The organism is Bacillus sp. DX4.1 (genome assembly GCF_030348195.1).
Taxonomy (GTDB): Bacteria; Bacillota; Bacilli; order Bacillales; family Bacillaceae_G; genus Bacillus_A.
The window spans coordinates 330,221-350,168 of sequence record NZ_JAUCFT010000006.1; the positions used below are offsets into that span (position 1 = coordinate 330,221).

Here is a 19,948-nt window from a genome sequence, read left to right on the forward strand (position 1 = left end):
ATTTTTAATCTATCCGTCACAACATAATGGAGGTAAAAGTATTGATTACAGAACTATACACACAAAGATTACATTTAAGAAAAATAGAAGAATCTGATTCATTAAGCTTGTTTAAAATATGGTCTGATCCAGATGTTACTAGATTCATGAATATTAGTAATTTCACTGATGAAAATCAGGCCAAAGATATGATTAATTTTCTTAATGAACTTGCTCAAAGTAATCAGGCTCTCCGTTTTACTATTATCGAAGCAGAATCTAATCAAATTATCGGCTCATGCGGTTATAATTTCTTAGATTTTGAAAACTCAAAAACTGAGATTGGCTATGATATCTCAAAAGCATTTTGGGGCAAAGGATACGCTCCTGAGGCAATATTTGCTTTATTAGATTATGCATTTACAAAGCTAAAACTAAATCGCATTGAAGCGAAAGTCGAACCCGAAAATGTGAATTCCATAAGAGTATTACAAAAATTAAAATTCACATTAGAAGGGACTCTAAGAAAAAGTGAAAAATCAAATGGGAAATTTATCGATTTAAATATCTATTCAAAGTTAATAACCGATTGATATTAGTCTCTCTGGTTCTGGTGCAAAAAATCTCTTAAACTTGGACATACTGATATTACTACTCTACAAAAGGTGTGTGATCAGTATGGAAAAGGAAAATGTATTCCAATGGAAGCATTACCAGCCTGAGATTATCCTTCTTACAGTGAGATGGTACCTACGGTATAATCTCAGCTTTCGTGATTTGGTGGAAATGATGGAGGAACGGGGCTTATCCATTTCTCATACAACGATTATGCGTTGGGTTCGTCAGTATGGTCCTGAATTAGATGCAAGAGTACGACGTCACCTCAAGCAAACAAATGACTCGTGGAGAGTCGATGAAACATATATCAAAGTAAAAGGTCAATGGATGTACCTGTACCGTGCTGTTGATTCGAAAGGAAACACAATCGATTTTTATCTAAGTAAATCAAGAGATAAACAAGCAGCCAAGCGCTTTTTCAAGAAAGCCTTGGCTTTTTCATACGTGTCTAAACCTCGTGTGATAACAGTAGATAAGAACCCTGCCTATCCTGTAGCGATGCAAGAGTTGAAAGAAGAGAACCATATGCCTGAAGGCATACAACTAAGGCAAGTTAGATATCTTAATAATATAGTGGAACAAGATCATCGTTTTATCAAGAAGCGTGTGCGTTCTATGTTGGGATTTAAGTCGTATAAAACAGCAACTTCTATATTGAGTGGTGTGGAGGCCATGCATATGATAAAAAAGGGACAGATTGATCTACGGAATCTGATATTATCCCCTTAAGGTAGACAGTGTAAAAAGGCCATGAATAGACATGGGTGTTACACTTTTACTTGGAGGGGATTTTATTATGGTTAAAAAAGTAGATACATTTCAAACGTATTCAAATGAATTAAAGATACAAGTTGTAAAAAGTTATTTAAATGGTGAGGGTAGCCAATCAGCTATAGCTAAGAAATATAAGCTGAAAAGTAGAACACAGTTAATGAATTGGGTTCGGAAATATCAAGAAACAGGCGACATTTCAGATTTACGAAGAAACAACGGTGGTAATAGTGGTTTAAAAAACCCCTTGAAAGGTCGTCTTCGTACGAAATTCAATAGTGTTGAAGAGGAATTAGAATATTACAAGGCTCAGGTAGCGTATTTAAAAAAGCGGTATCCAAATCTATAGGAGGTGTTCTTGCCCAAACAGCTAAGTATGAGATTATTGAAGAACTACGTTCTCAATATAAAGTAACATGGCTTGTCATCATTGCGCAGTTAAATCGCTCTAGTTACTATAAGTGGCGCTCAACATGTATACAAAGACAATTACGCCTTTCAAAAGATTATACACTGTGTGAACAGATTCAGGCCATTCATATAAAACACAAGGAATACGGTTATCCTCGCATGAAAGTTGCCTTGCGAGATGCTGGATTTTTAGTGAGCCACAAAAAGGTATACAGACTTATGCGAGAACTCCAAATTCAATCAATCATCCGTAAAAAGCGACGCTTTTTCAAAGGTAAATCCTCAAAGGTTTTTCCAAATGTAGTAGAACAACAATTCCGAAATCGAAAGCCAAATGAGGTACTTGTTACAGATATCACTTATTTGTCATTCAAAGATAAATTTCTCTATTTATCAGTCGTTCAAGACATTTATAACAATGAAATCGTAGCTTGGAAACTCTCGCATCGCAATGATTTACAACTTGTTCTAAAAACATTAGGTTTAGCAGCACAAAAAAGAGATGTGTATGGAACCATCATCCACTCAGATCAAGGATCAAGGATTCCAATATACATCTCGTGCTTATTATCATGCGCTTCAACAACTAGGTGCCATCGGCAGCCACTCTCGCAAAGGAAACTGCCATGATAATGCTTGCATTGAATCATTCTTCTCTCATTTTAAATCTGAAATGTTTAATCTTAATTCTTATCAAAACGAGAAAGAACTCATTCAAACAATTGAAACCTACATCTATCACTATAATTACAAACGATTTCAAAAAAGACTCAACCATCGAGCTCCAATTGAATATCGAATTTCGATGGCTGCATAGTCTTTTTTACAGTTGTCTACTTGACGGGGGTAAGACCACCGTCTTACTACCCCTTTATGGAACATTAATCAAAGATTCACAAGACTTCTTATCCTTAACGTTGTAAAAGCGCAAAATCCTGACGCTACCCCCTCCCGATGTATTGACAGAAAATTTAATTATGATTAAAATAATTAAATATAAAGATGTAAAGTTATTAGTGAGGGATAAATATGTTTACAAATAAAAAAGGGATTCGAATTGGTTTAGGTTTATTTATCTTTTTATCTATAATTCAATTTACTATTGGCTATATAGAGGGATATTATAAATCTTCTACAGGTAATGAGTTATTAATTTCAGGAACATGGAAAACTGTGTTATTAGATGCTCCTGAAGGTATACTTGTTATTTTAGGAGCAATTGCTTTATATCAATGCACGAAGAAGTTACCAGAAAAAACGGTATCTATGTAGATCCCGTTTTTTTCTGGTTTGCTAACGGTAAGTGGTGTTATGTAAACTTCACATAAGTAAGATATATACACAAGGATTCTTTTATAATTACCAGAATGTAATAACATATGATTTACTTCAAAATAAGGTAAAGGAATGGTAAATATGAAAACTATTGGTCTACTTGGTGGAATGAGCTGGGAGTCATCAATTATTTATTATAAGTTAATTAATGAATTGATTAAGGAAAAATTAGGTGGTCATAATTCAGCACAAAGTCTTATGTATTCAGTAAATTTTCAAGAAATAAAAACACTTCAACACGAAGGAGAATGGGAAAAAGCTACTCAAATTATGATTGAGGCTAGTAAGAAGATTGAATGTGGTGGTGCAGATTTTCTTATAATTTGCACCAATACGATGCATAAAATGGCTGATGAAGTAGAATTAGCTTTATCTATACCATTACTTCATATTGCAGATGCAACTGCAATTAAAATTATGGAGAAAGGAATTAAGAAAGTAGGTCTTTTGGCTACAGAGTTTACGATGGAAGAAGATTTTTATAAAGGACGATTAAAAAATAAATATGGTTTAAATGTTCTTGTTCCTAATGAAGAAGACAGAAAAATTGTTCATAATATCATTTATCAAGAATTGTGTCTTGGAAAAATATTTTCTCAATCAAAAGAAAAATACATAAAAATTATAGATAATCTTATTAAGGATGGAGCGGAAGCTATTATTCTTGGATGTACAGAGATTACCCTTTTAGTTTCACAAGAAGATTGCAAAGTACCAGTATTTGATACTACCCGTATTCATGCTCAATGTGCTGTTGAATATGCTTTGAATAAAGAAAATGTGGAGAGTTTTAAGAGCTAAGTTCTTGTGATGTATGTTATTGAGTTTAACTTTCCCTAACGGGAATTATGTAAAAAAGCTAGCATGGATCTAGCTTTTTTTGTTTATAGGTATCCTAAATTCTTTATTTATAGTGTTTTGAATGTATACTTGTCACTTTGACCGATAATTTGCGTATATTTTTAGTGTTATTTTGCACATCCAACTTTAAAAACCCAGCTACCTTCACATCAGAAGATTAGCTGGGTTTCTTAATTATTTACATCTAATTATTTATAGTACTATTCGGATCCGCCTAGTAAAAAAACGACTGCTCATTGTTCAGCAATCGCGCCTGATTGCTGAATATCAAATTTAAAATACTTAAGCATTCTATTCATTAAAATGTATCTATAAAATCATTAACGGTTTCGCTCATTTTCTTATAACGAGTCCAATGTAGGTAGTGATGTCCTTCTAATACAACGAGCTTATTAGAAGGTAAATGGCTTATTTGCATTTGATAAAAAGATACAATTGTTTTCCCATCTTCCGTCACTTTGTCATCTTTGTCAGTAAATATCATGACAGGAATCTCTGGAGGAAATGACATATCAATCGTTTTATCGATATTATGATTCATTTCATTTACTTCAGCAACTACATTTTTGTTACCTAGATTCCATGCAGAAATGCTCTTTGTCATCTTTAAATTATCATCAGAATAAGTTCCTTTATCCGCAATGGGAAGGTACTCCTCTGGATTCATATTTACTACCAGCCTTGCAATTCCAGTCGGGGCTGCAACGCTCAAATACCGGGGCATGGTTGGAGCAGATTCATTAAAATACTCCACTACTTGCGGCAAAGTGCAATCAATACATATAATCGCTTTAATTTTATCAGGGTATTTATTGGCATAATACATGCTGTAAATGCCAGAAACGGAATGCGGCATTAATATGTATGGCCCTTCTATATTGGCTTTTTTAAGTGCGTCTCTTATTTCCTCTACGATGTTTTCAACTGTTCGTTCCTTATTTGTAATATCACTCCAGCCATATCCAAATGTCTCTATCACTACTATTCTATTATTCTTTGCCATTTCATTCATTAAAGGTTCATAATCCAATGCAGGTGCTGCGGTACCCGCACCACTTAATAAGACAATAGTATTTTCACCTTCACCCTTTGTATATACATGCATATTCTCACCATTCACTTCAACTAATTGACCTAACGGAGGATATTTATTTTGTTCATATGCAATCATAATTTGATTAAATATTATCCAAATGAAAGATATTGCCGCAGCAATCAATAAAATATTTCTAATAAAAATCCAAAATCTAAACTTTTTCCACGTTCTCATTATTTTCACTTCTTTCTGTAATAAGTAGTTTTATCAGATATACAATTCTCTCTTTTCTATAATTACTTAACATTTTATAACCCTTTTTTTAATCTTATTTATGGATAGTTTAAATTTATTCTAGGGCCTTTCTTAAATCAGAACCTACATTAATCTAACGCAAATATCTGGAAATATTATCCAACAATCTGGCTCTTTAGTGGATGTTGCTTTAGAATAAAGTTTGATCAAATTGATACTAATAACTTTGATAAATGAACAAAAGGAAAGAGCGTGTTTTGAAAAAAGATTGATCAAAACACGCTCTTAATATATCCCGGTAAATCACTCTTTTATAAAAAAGATTGATCATTTCTGTTATCCTTATTCAATTAAAGCGCCCTTTAGCTTAATAACTCTTCCATTTTGAAATAAGTACTTTTTAGGGAATTCAATCATCATAGATTAGGATAATCATAAACATTGTTCAATACGAACAATTCTTTGAATAACAGAATCAACTTCCTCATTGTCTTTAATCACGAATAAATGGTCTGCTTCACTTTCTACTGGATCTGTAACATCTTCTTTTAGAGAATCAGCCTGTTGACGGATAAGCACTTCCTCAAAATTAGAATAAGCACCTCTAAATATATTGGTACTACGTTGACTTTGAATTACTCGAGCTTGAAGAACATCATCTGGAATATCAAAATGGACCAGGATACGGACAAACATATTTTTATTAAACAACTCTTCAAGCAGATACAAGTAAGTTCTTATAAAAATTGTTTATAAATTCAGCGTGATTATCTTGATCCATCACAAAAGAATTATTTAACTCTTTTTCCAAAGCTCTTGCAAATGTGGTTTTCCCACTATGGGTTTTACCTACTGTAATAATCACTAACCTTTTCATAAATACAACTCCAGTGTTAAAAATTTATATTATTCTGTCATTTATTTGCATTAAACTGCCCAATTTCTTAAAACCAATTATTTCAAAAAATAGTAATGTGCACAAGCGCTTTTTTACCAAAAACAAAGACGCAATCTTAAATAATCGCGCCCTTTAATAGAATATCTGTTTTTTTAATGATTTTAGGTAAAGCATCTTCGTTTGACAAAAGCTAAATCTGCCATTATCATCAACTCGAACTTATTTATGGGAGTGATAAAGATGAAAATTTATGTTGATGCAGATGCTTGTCCGGTAAAAGATATTATTATCTCTGAAGGTACGAATGCTGAAATTCCTGTTATCCTTGTTACTAGCTTTTCTCATTTTTCTAATGCGGAACAACCATCAGGAGTGGAAAAAATTTATGTTGATTCTGGAGCAGATGCTGCGGATTATCGGATTATGAAGTTAGCAGAAAAAGGAGATATAATCGTTACGCAAGATTATGGTCTTGCTTCGCTAGGTTTAGCAAAAGGGTGTACGGTTCTTCACCATAATGGGTATAGCTATACAAATGAAAACATTGACCAATTATTACAAACACGTTATTTGAGTGCAATGGCTCGAAAAAGCGGAAAGCGTACAAAGGGGCCAAAACCATTTACATCAGAAGATAGGGAGAAATTTAGGGAGCTTTTTAAAAGAGCGATTTCACTTTAAAAAAGAACCGTCCATTTTTAAGGAAAGCCAAGAAAAATAATATTGTGACAAGTATTTCAGTTCTTTTTTAAGCCTTACACTACACTCACATGAATAAACATTATAATTATTTGATGTATCATATTAATGGTACCATATTCTATCAAATGACTTAATATACAAAAAAAGACGCGTTTCTAAATAAACGCGCCCTATAATTGAATAACTGATGTAGCTTTGATATAAAGTCGCGATGTTTATAAAAAAGATGAAATGTTTAGAATAAAGTCGCGACGTTTTAAAAAAAGATGCGATGCTTTATCCCTTCACGTAAAGAATTCTAAGTGAATTTTGATTAAACTTTTTTATAAAAATATCATATTTTGGGTTATATAAAATATGTATTGTCCTTTACTTATTGGGAATTTTTCATTTAGGTCTTGATAAACAATGTACCCTATACTTCTTAAATATTCTATGGATTTTTCTTTTCTTTCCCCTGATGTTGCGTGGCAGGAACGTTTTTGTCCTCTTTTTTATGCCCGTTGTTTTCGTTTATATTTCCTTTATTTTCTTGTTTGTACTCTTTATTTTCTGGTTTATACTCTTTATTTTCTTGCTTGTACTCTTTATTTTCTGGTTTATACTCTTTATTTTCTTGCTTGTACTCTTTATTTTCTGGTTTATACTCTTTATTTTCTTGCTTATATTCTGGTTTATATTCTGGTTTATACTCTTTATTTTCTTGCTTATATTCTGGTTTATACTCTTTACCGTTGTTTTCTTGCTGATGCCCATTATTTCCTTTTGATTGCTGGGGTTGCTGTTCCTGGGATTGCTTTTGTTCTATTTGCTCTTGCTCCTCATATCTTTCTTCTTTTACAGGAGACAAATCCGATGATGCATCCGGTGATGACTCTGGTTGCGAATGTATCTCCTGAGGGTGTTCCTCCTGATTAGACGGCGGTGCAGGAGGAGTAAGCGATTTCTTCTTCTCATTCTCTTGCTTTATATAGACACCTGTGCCGACTCCTGCTTTCTTGGCATTCTCTCGCACTTGCATCGTACTGCCTTGATATACGACTGTAACATGTTTTGTCTCATACTCTTTCTTTAATCCTTGCATAGCCTTTTCCAACTGTGGTTCTAGCGACTTTTCCTTTGTAACAGCTGTTAGCATAACTTGCTTGTCATTCGTTAAGTATCCATCCTCTTGACTTTGCTTTACAATGGTACGTACTACGTCTTGCAAAGGTTCATTTTTCCATCGTTTCATTTCTTTTAAAATGCGCTTTCCATCATCATTACAAGCTCGTAAATCTATAACACGAAGATCCTTTGTTACGCTCGCCTCTAAACTTGGATTAATATCAACTGAGACATAAGCGAGTGCTTTTTCTTCCGGTTGGTTGTAGAAAAACAGAAACACACATAGAAAACAAGCAACAAGTAATGATGCAGGCTTTAAGAAAGAAGGGATTGAAAAACGCGGTACTCTTTGTTCTTGTTCGTTAAACGAGATTTCCTCTCCAATCATATAAGAGTGCGATTTTCTTTTAAACGTAATAAACTCTCCATCTGGAGTTAAAACAACTACGCTATGTTTTTTTATATCCATCACAATCCCTTTATTCATCATGCTTCCCCCCTCTTATATAATCAAGAATATATGTATAGTTGTTTGCAAAGATAATACACATTGCAATAATGTATTTTCTATGCCGCTCCAACGTTTTCCGACTTGCCCTAACACGCGGTTCAATGTGTTTAAGCGGTAACTTTTTCTTTCGGAACAGCTCTTCCATCATTTTCTCTTCTTTTATAATAATCTTTACAATTTCTATTAAGTGCTCACGCGTATCACGATGCTTTGGAGATTCCTTAGTAAGCTCTGAAAATGTGATTTTAAACTCAGCTAGCACAATTTGAAAATGAAGAATTTCCTCCTTACGGTTACTGTTTTCCATCTCTTTCATATACTCCGTAAGCGATACCTGCATTTCTACCATTTCCTCTTGCTGGTCTTCTTTTAAAAAGACGAGATTATGCTTAGACTCCTTGCGTATATAGTCAATTACATCTCTTTTTATAAGAAGCTCAGCAAACGCTAGAAAAGATTTTCCTTTTTTATATGAATACTGTTCAATTGCTTGATTAAACGCAAACAATCCAATGCTATATTCATCATCCTGCTCCGTAATATACCGGCGGCAGACAGACGAGATTGATTTTCGAATAAAAGGTCGATACTGTGCGATAAAAGCTTCCTTATCTCCTCCGTTGTTTTGTATGTTAAATACGATATCTTCTATGGTCGTTTTTTTTATGATCTTCATCACTAAACTCAACACTAGTAATCCCCCTCCCTCCTTTTGCTCCAAATAGCAAAATGGTCACTAAAGAAGTGACCATTTTACCACATTTTCTTACTACTTTTCTTTGTGCTTGTCTTCTTGCTGTTCTTCATGCTTTTCGTGACCGACTTTTTTACCGTTGTCTTGATGATCATCCTTCTCTGTTTGACCCTTTTGGTTTGATTGCTCATGCTTCTCATGAGAAACAGCCGGTTTATGTGCTGGTTGCGCTGGTTGTGCTGGCTGTGCTGGTTTTGCTGGCTGTGCCGGTTGTGCCGGTTGTGCCGGTTGTGCCGGTTGTGCTGGTTTTGCTGGTTTTGCTGGTTGCGCTGGTTTTGCTGGCTGTGCCGGTTGTGCTGGTTTTGCCGGTTGTGCCGGTTGTGCTGGTTTTGCTGGCTGTGCTGGCTGTGCTGGTTTTGCCGGTTGTGCTGGTTTTGCTGGTTGTTCTGGTTTTGCTGGTTTTGCTGGTTGTTCTGGTTGTTCTGGTTGTGTTGCTTGTTCTGGTTGTGTTACTTGTTCTGGTTGCGTTACTTGTTCTGGTTGTGCTGGTTGTTTTGGAGTTACTTCTGTATTTTGATCTGCTTTCTTGTTTTCTTTTGCAATAGCGTCCGCTTGTTTTTCTTGCTCTTTCTCTATTTTAGCTGCAATCTTTGAAAAACTCTTCTCTATATTTTTTGTAATTGCAGCTTTTACTTTCGGATTTTTCACTTGATCTAGCACTTTTGCTAATGCTTCGATGTTGTTTCCGATGTGCACTTTTACTTTCGCTGCTTCTTTTTCTTCTTCGCCAGCAGGCTTTTCTGTTTCTGCTTTCTCTTCGCCAGCAGGCTTTTCTGTTTCTACTTTCTCTTCACCAGCAGGCTTTTCTGTTCCTGCTTTCTCTTCGCCAGAAAGCTTATCTGCTTTTTCTAAGTCTTCCGCCGCTTTTTCTAATGTATCTTGTGTAAGATCGCCTTTTCCTTTTTCAATTAGTACACTTGCTTCAGTAATTCGTTCCGCGGCTTGCTCAGACAATAGCTTCGCTTTCTCTAAATCGTTTGTCGCAAGAGCCATTTTAATATCTTCAACCATAGTTTTCACAAAATAAAAGACGTCACCTTGTACTAAAGATGATTTTTCAGTTTCCGTTGTTTTTACCGCATCTGTGTTTTCGCTAGCATACGCTGCTGTTCCCATCAGAAACGGGCTGCATGCCATCATAGTTACCATAGTGCCTTTTAATAGTGTTTTTTTCATGATGATTTTCCCTCCATTTGCTTTCTTCACTATACATATTCGGAGGAAATAAAAATTTTATAGGGGTCAAAAAAATATTTTTTTATAAAAATAGATAAACAATTTTTTCCGAAAATAAAAAGCTGACAATTCCATCAACTTTTTCATAGATTCATATGTAAAAATACTCGCATTCATTTTATCTCGCTATTCGCGGGCAGTAAAACCCTCACATATCAATATTCTGGTTCTGGTGCAAAACTTCGAGATTCTTGTAAGTAATCTCCAAAACTTGGACACACTGATACTAGTACTCTAAAAAAGGACGTGATCAGTATGGAAAAGGAAAATTTGTTTAAATGGAAGCATTATCAGCCTGGAGGCATACAACTAAGGCAAGTTAGATATCTCAATAATATAGCGGAACAAGATCATCGTTTTATTAAGAAACGTGTGCGCTCTATGTTAGGGTTCAAGTCATTTAAAACTGCAATCTCTATATTGAGTGGTGTTGAAGCCATGCATATGATAAAAAAGGGACAGATTGATTTACAGAATCAGTCTGTCCAAAATCAGAAAGAGTTCATCCACTAAATGTTTGGACTTATAGCATAAAATACGATTTCACTAGGAATCTACTATTATCCGCGTTCTTCTTCATATATTTGCACCAGAACCGTTTTCTTAAAGATCTAGTACTTGCTTCACATACATCAATCAAAGTTCTCTCAGGTCTTTTCTTCTTAACTGCTTTATTCGTTGTATTTGTTTTGGAGAAAAAGAAAAGGAATATGGCTAAATCATAGTGCTCCCAGTAGCACGACGTAGGGGGTTGCTGCTCTCTACAGGGAATAATGAGGATAAGGGGTATCTTTATTGGTGAAGGTGCTTGAATACATAACACAAAATATTGGGACCACCTGTAAAAAATGGACTTAACAACTTCTGATAACGATGATTATGTGAATGGAAAATCCCTTTTCAGGTTATAAATATCTTTTACAGTCTAAAACATTTTTATGAAATATAATTTAGTTGTTTTAGAAAGAATAACATTTTTTATACTTGAGGATAGAAAAATTCTTAAGTTAATGAGTATGGCGTACCGCTCACATTTTAACGGAAATATACGCTAAGCAAAATTCGGCATGAAAAAGCGTTGATTTTACTAATCTAAGAAAATCACCTACTCTCAAAAACGTCGGTATGTATTTGAGACAAATGCACTTCAACGTAAAATAAGCTAAAAATAGCTTAAATGGTGTCTCAAAACTTATCTTAAATTAAAATCCCAATTGAAATTATGCTATTGGTTTTTGAAAGTCTCTTAGCGTATAAAAATTTAAAAATGTGCGTGCTACATCTTTTTAAATTTCTGTTCAATCTTTTCATGTACTGATTCGATTTTTTCAGGCAACACAAATAAATATTGGATAAGGACTTCTAATAATTCTGTTAATAAAGCTACTGTTTCATCATCAATTTCCTGTTTCAATTCAAGCATTCCATAAAGAGGACTGTCCGGATGAACGAGGTGGCCAACATCTTGAATCGGTTTAGTTAAATCGATATATTTTGGCAATTGCTCAAATTGCTGGGAAAGAGACTGCCCATTATTTTTCTCTCCAAGAAAATGTTTGAGAACACTTTCAAGAACTCGTTTTGACATTACTGCAGCAGCAGAGTTATCTTTTGACTGACTGACATTTAAAGTAGAGCGATATGCCCTAAAAAGGTCTATAGGGATATGTTTATTGCGTTCGAGCTGATCCAAAGGATCTCTTAAATCCGAAGGACTATAAATATAAACTTCTACTTCCTCATTTATTCGATCCATATAATCATTAAACATAATCACAAATTCTGATGGCTTTTTACATTCAAAACAAAGCCCTTCTGCGAATAATCCTCTTTTTGTAACATGGTAAAAATTAGTTTTTAACGTAAATTCACCTGATTTACTGCATTTAGGACACTCGCTTTTTACATTTTTCGGAACCTTTAAATATCCATACTGGGTATAAGACAAAATGGCCCCTGGCAATATTTTTCTCATTTAAACCTCCTAAAAACTCAACCCTAATACGTAACTTATATAAATATTTCTGGTAACTATTCAGTCACCTCATGAAGATATAAGATAGTTAGAAAAATTTACTAAACAAATATGTTTACCTGTTTTATTACAAGATGTAGTGGTATCGCACATGTTTGTATTGTAGCAAAAAAATAGACTGAATTTCCGCCTATGAAACTCCTAAATTAAAGGTATAGCTGAGTAGTTATTATTTCCATATAGTGTATAATTGATAATAAAAATTTTTAAAGTTATACAAAAAGTATAACTTTAAAAATCATAATTACAATCTGTAATATATGGAAATGATAGTTTTTTCTAGTAGAGTATCACCATAAATGCCCACATTTTAACACCAAGGGGTAGCTCTAAAACAGAAAAACCAAGAGGGATTTTGGAACAATAAAAAAGCTATCATGAATAAGATAGCTTGTAATAAAATAAATGTCGAATTTATCAGAATTTTGTATATTTTTGTTGTTTTATTTCTTTTTTAATGTTAAACTCATAATTACAAAGAGAGAGTAAACAAAAACCCTTTAGTGATTAAATTTTCTGAATTTTTAGTTTTATACGGCAGTTTACTCCATTTGATTGACATGTTTGTGCATTGCATTCTCTACTCTTTCTTTGTTGTACCCTACCAAAGAAAACAACTTGAATCAGGACAAGTTGTTTTCTTCGGTAAAAATTTAATTTAATGTTTTTATAATAAAGTCCTTTAAAACAACTTTATTGTTAGCAGCAGTACACAGTGTAAAAATGTAAACCCTAATTCAGGTTTTTTTTATTTTCATTACGATACGTGAAATTTTAGTGTTGGATATTTCCCATAAATCCATATACTTTGAAGTAACTTGTATCTATTCGACATATGACGCTTCAATTTATTTAAAATAATTAAAAATAGATTAACAATCTATGAATCATAAAAAAGCTGAATCTCTTCTTACAGAAGGAGTTTCAGCTTTTTTATTTTGTTAGCATACCCATTGCAACAAGATGCAATTATATTTCAGTGTATCCGCATCTTGTAGCTATTATTATGTATGCTATATTCCACAAAATAATTACAAAAATATCTGCTGTTACAATTTTATTCTATGATGTATTGCAAAAAATAATTCCATATTTGTGAACGAATGTTTGATTTTATGGAATTTTGTACAGGCTGTTACTACTATATTATCCACTTGGAGTGATTATCAATGTTTGGTTTGGGTAAAAAAAGAACTCGATTTGGTAATTATTTAGATCGCCGAGGTGTTAAACAACAATGGTTAGTTCAGATGACTGGATTAAGCAAATCATTAATAAGTGATTTAGCAAATAAAAAAGATCGCGTACCCACTCTTACATCAGCAACTAAAATCATTAAAACACTGAAAAAATACGATAAAAGTATAGATTATCATGACTTTTGGGATATAGATGTTTAATGATACTTAGAATATGTCTCTCATAACAAATGTTCTCATGAAAACACTTTGCTTTACAGCGTACTGTTCCAAGTTTGATTGCCGGTAATCAGATACATTGACACTCCCACGGCTAAAGCCGCAAGCTGACTAACGTCAGTGGGATTCTTGCTACCAAAGGCGAAGTCCATTTCTGGTATCGCTGACGTGCAAGATTGCGGTGTGTCATCACCACTCCCATGACAGACCGTATAGGTTCATGGGCTACGGTACTGTTACCATACCGTACAGATCTTTGGGTTCTCCATTATGTTTTAACGTCTTGTTCTTGACGACACATATTGTTTTACACACGAAATGAAATTGATTCGTGCAACCTCATACAATATTCGTTTTTCAGAGAACATGATCGTTTTAGAGTTTTTTGCATGACTATAAATAAATTTTAACATGTTTTGCGATGCAAAAGCGATACTTCCATCCCATGCCTAAAGGCGGACTAAAGTCCTGCAGGGGCTTTCTCGTATCGCAAAATATGTAATAGTGAATTCTGTGTCTTCGCTACGCAAATAAGCTTTTTCTATACCTTTAATACAATTTAAAAGAGGTGTTAATCGATATGCCTCCCCTCTATCAAACCAGGTCATTACTTTATAATCGTTTCCCACTACAATCCCAACCTTCTCCCAATCACCGAGTATATGTAATGACTACATGCCCTGTGTTCAGTGACTGAAAGAAAAGCGAAAGCTCTTTCATATATGTTCTGCTCATTGTATGAGGTATCCCATGACCCCTTTCAACTGACACGGTAGGCGTATCAGCTCAAAGAGAGCTATGGGTGTAGATTTAAAATAAAGTTTGATTAAAAATATCACAAAAATCCTTGTGTTACAGCAAATAAAAGAAATCACTTTGAACAAAGTTTGATCAGAATGACTTCCTTTATTTATGTTGCTAGAAAGTTTTTTATAAAAAAGATTGATCATTATTCTATTCGTACATTGAATCTTTCATTTAGCCACCAATTCTTATAAAGTGTATTTTAATTTATAATCTTCGAGTACAGGTCTATCTGGTGGGCTTATATTTTTTGGCAAGTCATATAAAGAGAAAAATTGAAGGTCTGTTGCCTCATCCTTATCATGATTTAAATAACCGTTATATTCTTTACATTCAAAAGCCGTCACAACATTATAGACTTCATCACCATGAGGATATTGATAATAAAAAGCTTCCCCTGAATATGTATGAATTAATTTAAGACTCTCAGCCGTTAGTCCTGTTTCCTCAAACAATTCTCTATGAGCTACTTGTTCAAGTGTTTCTCCTAACTCCATAGAACCACCAATCAGTCCCCAACATCCATTATCTTTTCGAAGTTGTAATAAAACTCGTTGCTCATGATCTATAACAAGTACACACGCCCCGACCATAATTAAAGGTCTACTTCCAACCAAATTACGCAAGTCCATAATATATCCCATATATATGTCTCCTTTGAAAATCTGCACTCTTGTACAATATTCTTCTTACTTTAATATTGTACACAAACTAGATAAAAACAGCTTGCAATTTAAGTTGATGAGCAAACTGTTTTTATCAAACTTTATTACAAATTATCAAACTTTATTTTAAACCAACAGAAAGAAAAAATTATGTAGCAATAGATTTTTATGATGGAAGCATTTTGTATGACTTTGAAACAAAGACAACAAAGATTTGTGATATCGATTTATATCAGAAGAAACCTTATATCAATACAATGGGAATACTTTGGGGATCATCACGATTTATGTCACCTGAGGAATTCGAACTTGATGCAGTGATTGATGAGAAAACAAATGTATTTAATATGGGAGCAATCGCTTTTGCGTTCTTTGGAGGGGAACTCGATCGTTCTTTCACTAAATGGGAAGCAGGGAAAGAATTGTATGACGTAGCAGCTCGTGCGATAGAAAAAAATAGAAATCAACGTTATGCATCAATTGAAGAATTTCACTTAGCATGGGAATTTGCTCGAAACAAATAACAATTCAAAAGTAATCACAGTCCTCATTCCAATAATTAAAACATGAAGAAGTTTCATTTTTTCGGTATAATACTTATAGTACTGAAAACTACAATAATGAGGCATGCAAGATGAATTTTGTATACATGAACCAAAACGTATTAAATAATCTGCTTTACATTTTAAGCAGCATCTTTGTTTTTTATTTTATATATAATAATGAAATATTTTTTAAAAACTATAAAAAGATTCTTATCATTATATGCACTAGTGTACCATTGATTTTATGTATGAAATTCCCTATATACATAGACGAAAACTGCGTTCACGACTTAAGACAGATCCCTTTTTTAATAGGTACACTTTATGGTGGTTTACCAGTTGGGATCGCTTTATTATCTATCATGTTATTGATTCGGTTTGTTTTTTATGGTGTTAACTTTTTAACAGTTATTGTTTATATTACCATGCTTATTTTCACTGCCTATTCTTCTTCTAAATTTAATCAATTAAACAGAAGAAAGAAGCTTATTATGTCAATGATTTTACCTTTTTCCCTTGCTTTACTTACAACCTTTATCGCTGTTGTTCTGTCAGATTTCCCAATTACAAATTCATATATCACTTATTTTATTCTACTCCCTCCAATTGTCATGTTATTTGTTGTATATATGAATGAGGTTTTAAGAGATGCCGTTATTATGAGGTCTAAATTAGTAAAGATGGAGAAGATGGAAATTGTGAGTCAACTTGCTGCGAGTATTTCACATGAAGTAAGAAATCCTCTTACCGTAGTAAAAGGTTTTACTCAACTCCTTAAAACTCCAGATTTACCACAAGAATCGCGAGAACAATATATTGAACATATTCTTGGAGAGCTAAACCGCGCTCAGGTTATCATTGATGACTACTTAACATTTGCTAAGCCAGCATCACAAAAAGTTGATAACATTGTAATAGATCAAGAATTAAAAAGAGTAATAAGTATGATGATGCCATTATGTAATATGAATTCTATACATGTTTCTGAGAATTTAGTAACAGGTTCCATCACTGGGAATACACAACATTTTCAGCAATGCTTTTTAAACTTAATAAAGAATAGTATTGAAGCGATGCCAAATGGCGGAAAACTAAGTATCAAATCATCTGCTTGTGAAAACAAAATTACTATTGTCATTAAAGATAGTGGAATTGGGATGACACAAGAGCAAATCAATCGATTTGGTGAACCTTATTTTAGTACAAAAACAAGAGGAACAGGTTTAGGTACGATGGTTGCAGTAAAAATCATTGAAACGATGAATGGTACTTTAGATATAAATAGTATTGTTAATAAAGGAACCACTTTAACGATCACATTTCCACAAAATAATGAGATTGCTAAAAAACACTAACATTTTGATTTAAAAGGAGCTCCTATGCTCCTTTTTGTTTTTCACTATATAAATTGAAATTTTAATCAATGTTTTTTCTCCATCCCCCACTGATTATTAGCCTTCACTAATCAGGTATTTACTAACATTTCATCTCCCGCCTAACTTCATTGTTTTCGATGATTTTTAAAGTGGGAATATTACTACTAGTTAATACAAAATAAGATATGCTTTTCATAAACCTTGGCTTAAATTAGTTATATATGAACCCTCCTATAAAAGGTCCTGGCTATAGCTAACTTGAAGGTATTCCTTCTTTACTCCATTTTTTATTTGCTCATAATCATAATATCGATACCCTGTTACAGAATCAGTATGCAGAGGTTTTAGAAGGCGAATTTCATCATAATGATGTAATGCTTTAATTGACACACCACATATTACTGAAAACTGTCCAACTGTATACATACATTATCCCAGCCTTTATTTTCAATTTCTTCCCACTTAAATCATATTTTACTATAGAAAACATCCGTTTTAGACAAATAAAAAAACGAGTTTGCATATAACTCGTTTTTCACACAGCTGATTTAAATATTAGCACGAGGTTCCTCTAATCTCTCCTTACTCTTCCAGTTAAACAAACTTTCAGCCTTATTTTGTCGCCCTGGTTTCACAAACAGCATTGCCCCCATTGCAATAGCGGCCAATACGGCAGCTACGATAAACATAGAAGGGTACCCATAGCTTACAACTAAGTATCCAGTTAAGGTCGGGGCTAAGATTGTCGCAATATTTGCGATGAAATGCATAATTCCACTATAGGTCCCTGATTGAGCAGGCGCCGTATCTACAATAATTGCCCAAAATAATGAACTTGGTAAGAAAGCAAATGCATTTCCAAGTGACATGAGTGCTAATACAGCTACATAATTATCCACCGCTGGAATGAAACTAAAGCAAACCGCTGTAAGGAATAAAGCAATAATCGGCAATCCTGTTCGAGCTAAACGAAGATTTCCTGTTTTACGTAAAATACGATCCGATAGCTTTGCCCCTAGAGGCAGTGTAATACAAGCTCCAAGCCAAGGAATCATGCCAAGATACCAAAGAGAAGATAATTGAAAATGAAATACATCTTGCAAATATTTTGGTGTCCAAGTTAATATCAAGAAATTGATATATTGAAAGCAAAAATACGCTAACGTAACCATGACGAATGTTGGAACTTTAAAAAATGAATACCACGGCTCTTTTTTGATTCCTTCTTCTGCTTTTACTGATTGAAGTACCCCTTCATCACTTCGTATTTCAGCTAATTCTTCTTTCGTTACTCGCGGGTGATCTTCAGGCATGCTCGTAAAAGTAAAATACCAAATAACCGCCCATATAATACCAATTGCACCAAGGATGAAAAACATCACTTTCCAGCTTGTAAAAGAGAGTAACATAACCGCTACAGGTGCAGTTAATACTGCGCCTAACGGAACACCAACAAAACCAAGGGATGTTAGAAAAGCTCTTTCCTTTGGCGCTGCCCAGTTTGCTGCTGTCTTATTCGAAACCGCGAAAGATGGCCCTTCTGTTAATCCAAATAAAACTCGGAAAAGGGCAAATCCCGCTAAAGCAGAGCCGCCAAAAATAGCGATTCCTATTTCACCTGCAAAAGCAGTAGCAATTTCAAAAATAGACCATGTGGTTGCAGCTAATATCCATACAAATTTTGGCCCTTTTTTATCTGAAAAAATGCCTCCTAATAAAGAACCAATCATGTAACCGTAACCAAAATACCCTAATATAGCGCCCCATTCTTTCGGATCAAATCCATATTCTTTTATAATGAAAGACTGCGCATATGCGATGGCTCCGCGATCAATATAATTCACCATCGTAATCAACGTGAGCATCGTAAAAACATAATAGCGGAATTTGTTCTTCATCAAAATCCCCATTCCCCCTCGTATGCTACTGATTTTCTCTCTAATCCTTTAATATAATGACATGAACCTTGCCAGGGCCATGAACTCCAAAAGCTAATTCCATTTCAATATCACCCGTACGGCTTGGACCAGTAATAAAATTAATACAGGCAGGTAGTCCATTTGAAACCTGTTCGTGAACTGCTGCTATCCCTTCCGTCAAACGTCTATAAATTGTATGTTCCGAAAGGATCGCTACATAAACTGGCGGCAAAACACTAACTAAACGTCCACGCCCACCACCATTCCATAAAACAACTGTTCCAGTTTCAGCTAGTCCCATTTCTGCATATGTAATCCCCATATCCACTTGAGCCACGTAATCCCGTAGTTCTCTTTCATCTTCTTTACTCTGCCAAATTCGATGAGAAACAAAATTTCTTGTTAAATACTTTCCTATTTCAAGCTGATGTAATCGGTCATCATCCCAATACACCGCAGATTGAACATCAAATTTCCCTGCAACGTACTGAAGAGCATTCTCTATTTCTGAGCGGTATATGTGACTTACTTCTGTATGTAATGCATTCAAGTTTGCAATAAACTGCTCTACTAAACTTTCGTGATCTATCTCTTTATGAAAGTGCCTAAGTGGATCGTTATTCCACTTGGGAGGAGTTACCCCGGAGCGACGGTTTCTTCCTAGTTTACGTGCGATATTGCTTAAAAAAGAGTCTTGTACATCCATATTCAT

The 19,948-nt window shown here is 34.1% G+C and carries 18 protein-coding genes and 5 pseudogenes; 12 read left to right on the forward strand and 11 right to left on the reverse strand.

The window, feature by feature from the left end; translation table 11 throughout:
- Positions 1-41 precede the first annotated feature (41 nt).
- The 7 genes and pseudogenes from QUF99_RS01790 to QUF99_RS01815 all read left to right on the forward strand — a co-directional run bounded on the left by QUF99_RS01790 (position 42) and on the right by QUF99_RS01815 (position 3,915).
- Complete coding sequence (locus tag QUF99_RS01790; protein WP_289368334.1) at positions 42-572, forward strand: GNAT family N-acetyltransferase; 531 nt, start codon at positions 42-44, stop codon at positions 570-572.
- 85 nt (positions 573-657) lie between these two features.
- Complete coding sequence (locus tag QUF99_RS01795; RefSeq protein WP_289368336.1) at positions 658-1,326, forward strand: IS6 family transposase; 669 nt, start codon at positions 658-660, stop codon at positions 1,324-1,326.
- 67 nt (positions 1,327-1,393) lie between these two features.
- Positions 1,394-1,717, forward strand: coding sequence for a helix-turn-helix domain-containing protein (locus QUF99_RS01800; protein WP_286125494.1), 324 nt, complete (start codon positions 1,394-1,396; stop codon positions 1,715-1,717).
- Positions 1,718-1,749: 32 nt separating this feature from the next.
- Positions 1,750-2,262, forward strand: a pseudogene (locus tag QUF99_RS28430) (IS3 family transposase); the annotation flags it as partial.
- Between the two features lie 25 nt (positions 2,263-2,287).
- Positions 2,288-2,596, forward strand: a complete 309-nt coding sequence (locus tag QUF99_RS01805; protein ID WP_289368337.1) for an IS3 family transposase — start codon at positions 2,288-2,290, stop codon at positions 2,594-2,596.
- 212 nt (positions 2,597-2,808) lie between these two features.
- The gene (locus QUF99_RS01810) at positions 2,809-3,051 is read left to right on the forward strand and encodes a DUF3937 family protein (protein WP_098167099.1); all 243 of its coding nucleotides are present in this window, start codon (positions 2,809-2,811) and stop codon (positions 3,049-3,051) included.
- Positions 3,052-3,195: 144 nt separating this feature from the next.
- Positions 3,196-3,915, forward strand: coding sequence for an aspartate/glutamate racemase family protein (locus tag QUF99_RS01815; RefSeq protein ID WP_289368340.1), 720 nt, complete (start codon positions 3,196-3,198; stop codon positions 3,913-3,915).
- A 358-nt stretch (positions 3,916-4,273) separates the two neighbouring features.
- On the opposite strand, the gene QUF99_RS01820 is transcribed toward QUF99_RS01815, so the two are convergent.
- A complete protein-coding gene (locus QUF99_RS01820) occupies positions 4,274-5,146 on the reverse strand; it encodes an alpha/beta fold hydrolase (RefSeq protein WP_483298583.1) in 873 nt (290 codons plus the stop codon).
- 552 nt (positions 5,147-5,698) lie between these two features.
- A pseudogene (locus QUF99_RS01825) lies at positions 5,699-6,143 on the reverse strand (ATP-binding protein).
- A 261-nt stretch (positions 6,144-6,404) separates the two neighbouring features.
- Between QUF99_RS01825 and QUF99_RS01830 the strand changes: the two are divergent.
- Positions 6,405-6,845 (forward strand): YaiI/YqxD family protein, encoded by a 441-nt coding sequence (locus tag QUF99_RS01830; RefSeq protein WP_098183962.1) that lies wholly within the window; start codon positions 6,405-6,407, stop codon positions 6,843-6,845.
- A 454-nt stretch (positions 6,846-7,299) separates the two neighbouring features.
- On the opposite strand, the gene QUF99_RS01835 is transcribed toward QUF99_RS01830, so the two are convergent.
- The 3 genes from QUF99_RS01835 to QUF99_RS01845 all read right to left on the reverse strand — a co-directional run bounded on the left by QUF99_RS01835 (position 7,300) and on the right by QUF99_RS01845 (position 10,414).
- On the reverse strand, positions 7,300-8,460 hold the full coding sequence (locus QUF99_RS01835) for an anti-sigma factor domain-containing protein (RefSeq protein ID WP_289368344.1): 1,161 nt from the start codon (positions 8,458-8,460) through the stop codon (positions 7,300-7,302).
- Positions 8,453-9,175 carry an RNA polymerase sigma factor SigI gene (sigI, locus tag QUF99_RS01840; RefSeq protein ID WP_289368345.1) on the reverse strand — a complete coding sequence of 241 codons (723 nt, stop codon included), beginning with the start codon at positions 9,173-9,175 and terminating at the stop codon, positions 8,453-8,455. The genes QUF99_RS01835 and sigI overlap by 8 nt, the downstream gene beginning before the upstream one ends.
- A 78-nt stretch (positions 9,176-9,253) precedes the next feature.
- Positions 9,254-10,414: a DUF5667 domain-containing protein gene (locus QUF99_RS01845; protein ID WP_289368347.1), complete on the reverse strand. Its 1,161-nt coding sequence runs from the start codon at positions 10,412-10,414 to the stop codon at positions 9,254-9,256.
- A gap of 354 nt (positions 10,415-10,768) precedes the next feature.
- On the opposite strand from QUF99_RS01845, the pseudogene QUF99_RS01850 reads away from it, so the two are divergent.
- Positions 10,769-10,987, forward strand: a pseudogene (locus tag QUF99_RS01850) (DDE-type integrase/transposase/recombinase); the annotation flags it as partial.
- 763 nt (positions 10,988-11,750) lie between these two features.
- Here the strand turns inward: QUF99_RS01850 and QUF99_RS01855 are convergent.
- Positions 11,751-12,449: a DUF4145 domain-containing protein gene (locus QUF99_RS01855; RefSeq protein ID WP_289368348.1), complete on the reverse strand. Its 699-nt coding sequence runs from the start codon at positions 12,447-12,449 to the stop codon at positions 11,751-11,753.
- A gap of 1,229 nt (positions 12,450-13,678) precedes the next feature.
- On the opposite strand from QUF99_RS01855, the gene QUF99_RS01860 reads away from it, so the two are divergent.
- On the forward strand, positions 13,679-13,909 hold the full coding sequence (locus QUF99_RS01860) for an XRE family transcriptional regulator (RefSeq protein ID WP_286125582.1): 231 nt from the start codon (positions 13,679-13,681) through the stop codon (positions 13,907-13,909).
- 6 nt (positions 13,910-13,915) lie between these two features.
- On the opposite strand, the pseudogene QUF99_RS28660 reads toward QUF99_RS01860, so the two are convergent.
- Together QUF99_RS28660 and QUF99_RS01865 are read right to left on the reverse strand one after the other, a co-directional pair.
- Positions 13,916-14,005: pseudogene (locus tag QUF99_RS28660) on the reverse strand (replication-relaxation family protein); the annotation flags it as partial.
- Positions 14,006-14,919: 914 nt separating this feature from the next.
- Positions 14,920-15,375, reverse strand: coding sequence for an NUDIX hydrolase (locus QUF99_RS01865; protein WP_289368349.1), 456 nt, complete (start codon positions 15,373-15,375; stop codon positions 14,920-14,922).
- Between the two features lie 158 nt (positions 15,376-15,533).
- Here QUF99_RS01865 and QUF99_RS01870 point away from each other — a divergent pair.
- Positions 15,534-15,920: pseudogene (locus tag QUF99_RS01870) on the forward strand (serine/threonine protein kinase); the annotation flags it as partial.
- A gap of 110 nt (positions 15,921-16,030) precedes the next feature.
- Positions 16,031-17,296 (forward strand): sensor histidine kinase, encoded by a 1,266-nt coding sequence (locus QUF99_RS01875; protein ID WP_289368351.1) that lies wholly within the window; start codon positions 16,031-16,033, stop codon positions 17,294-17,296.
- 252 nt (positions 17,297-17,548) lie between these two features.
- Here the strand turns inward: QUF99_RS01875 and QUF99_RS01880 are convergent, their stop codons facing one another.
- The 3 genes from QUF99_RS01880 to QUF99_RS01890 all read right to left on the reverse strand — a co-directional run bounded on the left by QUF99_RS01880 (position 17,549) and on the right by QUF99_RS01890 (position 19,948).
- The gene (locus QUF99_RS01880; RefSeq protein ID WP_289368352.1) at positions 17,549-17,743 is read right to left on the reverse strand and encodes a MerR family DNA-binding transcriptional regulator; all 195 of its coding nucleotides are present in this window, start codon (positions 17,741-17,743) and stop codon (positions 17,549-17,551) included.
- A gap of 122 nt (positions 17,744-17,865) precedes the next feature.
- The gene (locus tag QUF99_RS01885) at positions 17,866-19,215 is read right to left on the reverse strand and encodes an MFS transporter (RefSeq protein WP_289368383.1); all 1,350 of its coding nucleotides are present in this window, start codon (positions 19,213-19,215) and stop codon (positions 17,866-17,868) included.
- A gap of 40 nt (positions 19,216-19,255) precedes the next feature.
- Positions 19,256-19,948, reverse strand: a complete 693-nt coding sequence (locus QUF99_RS01890) for a LutC/YkgG family protein (protein WP_289368354.1) — start codon at positions 19,946-19,948, stop codon at positions 19,256-19,258.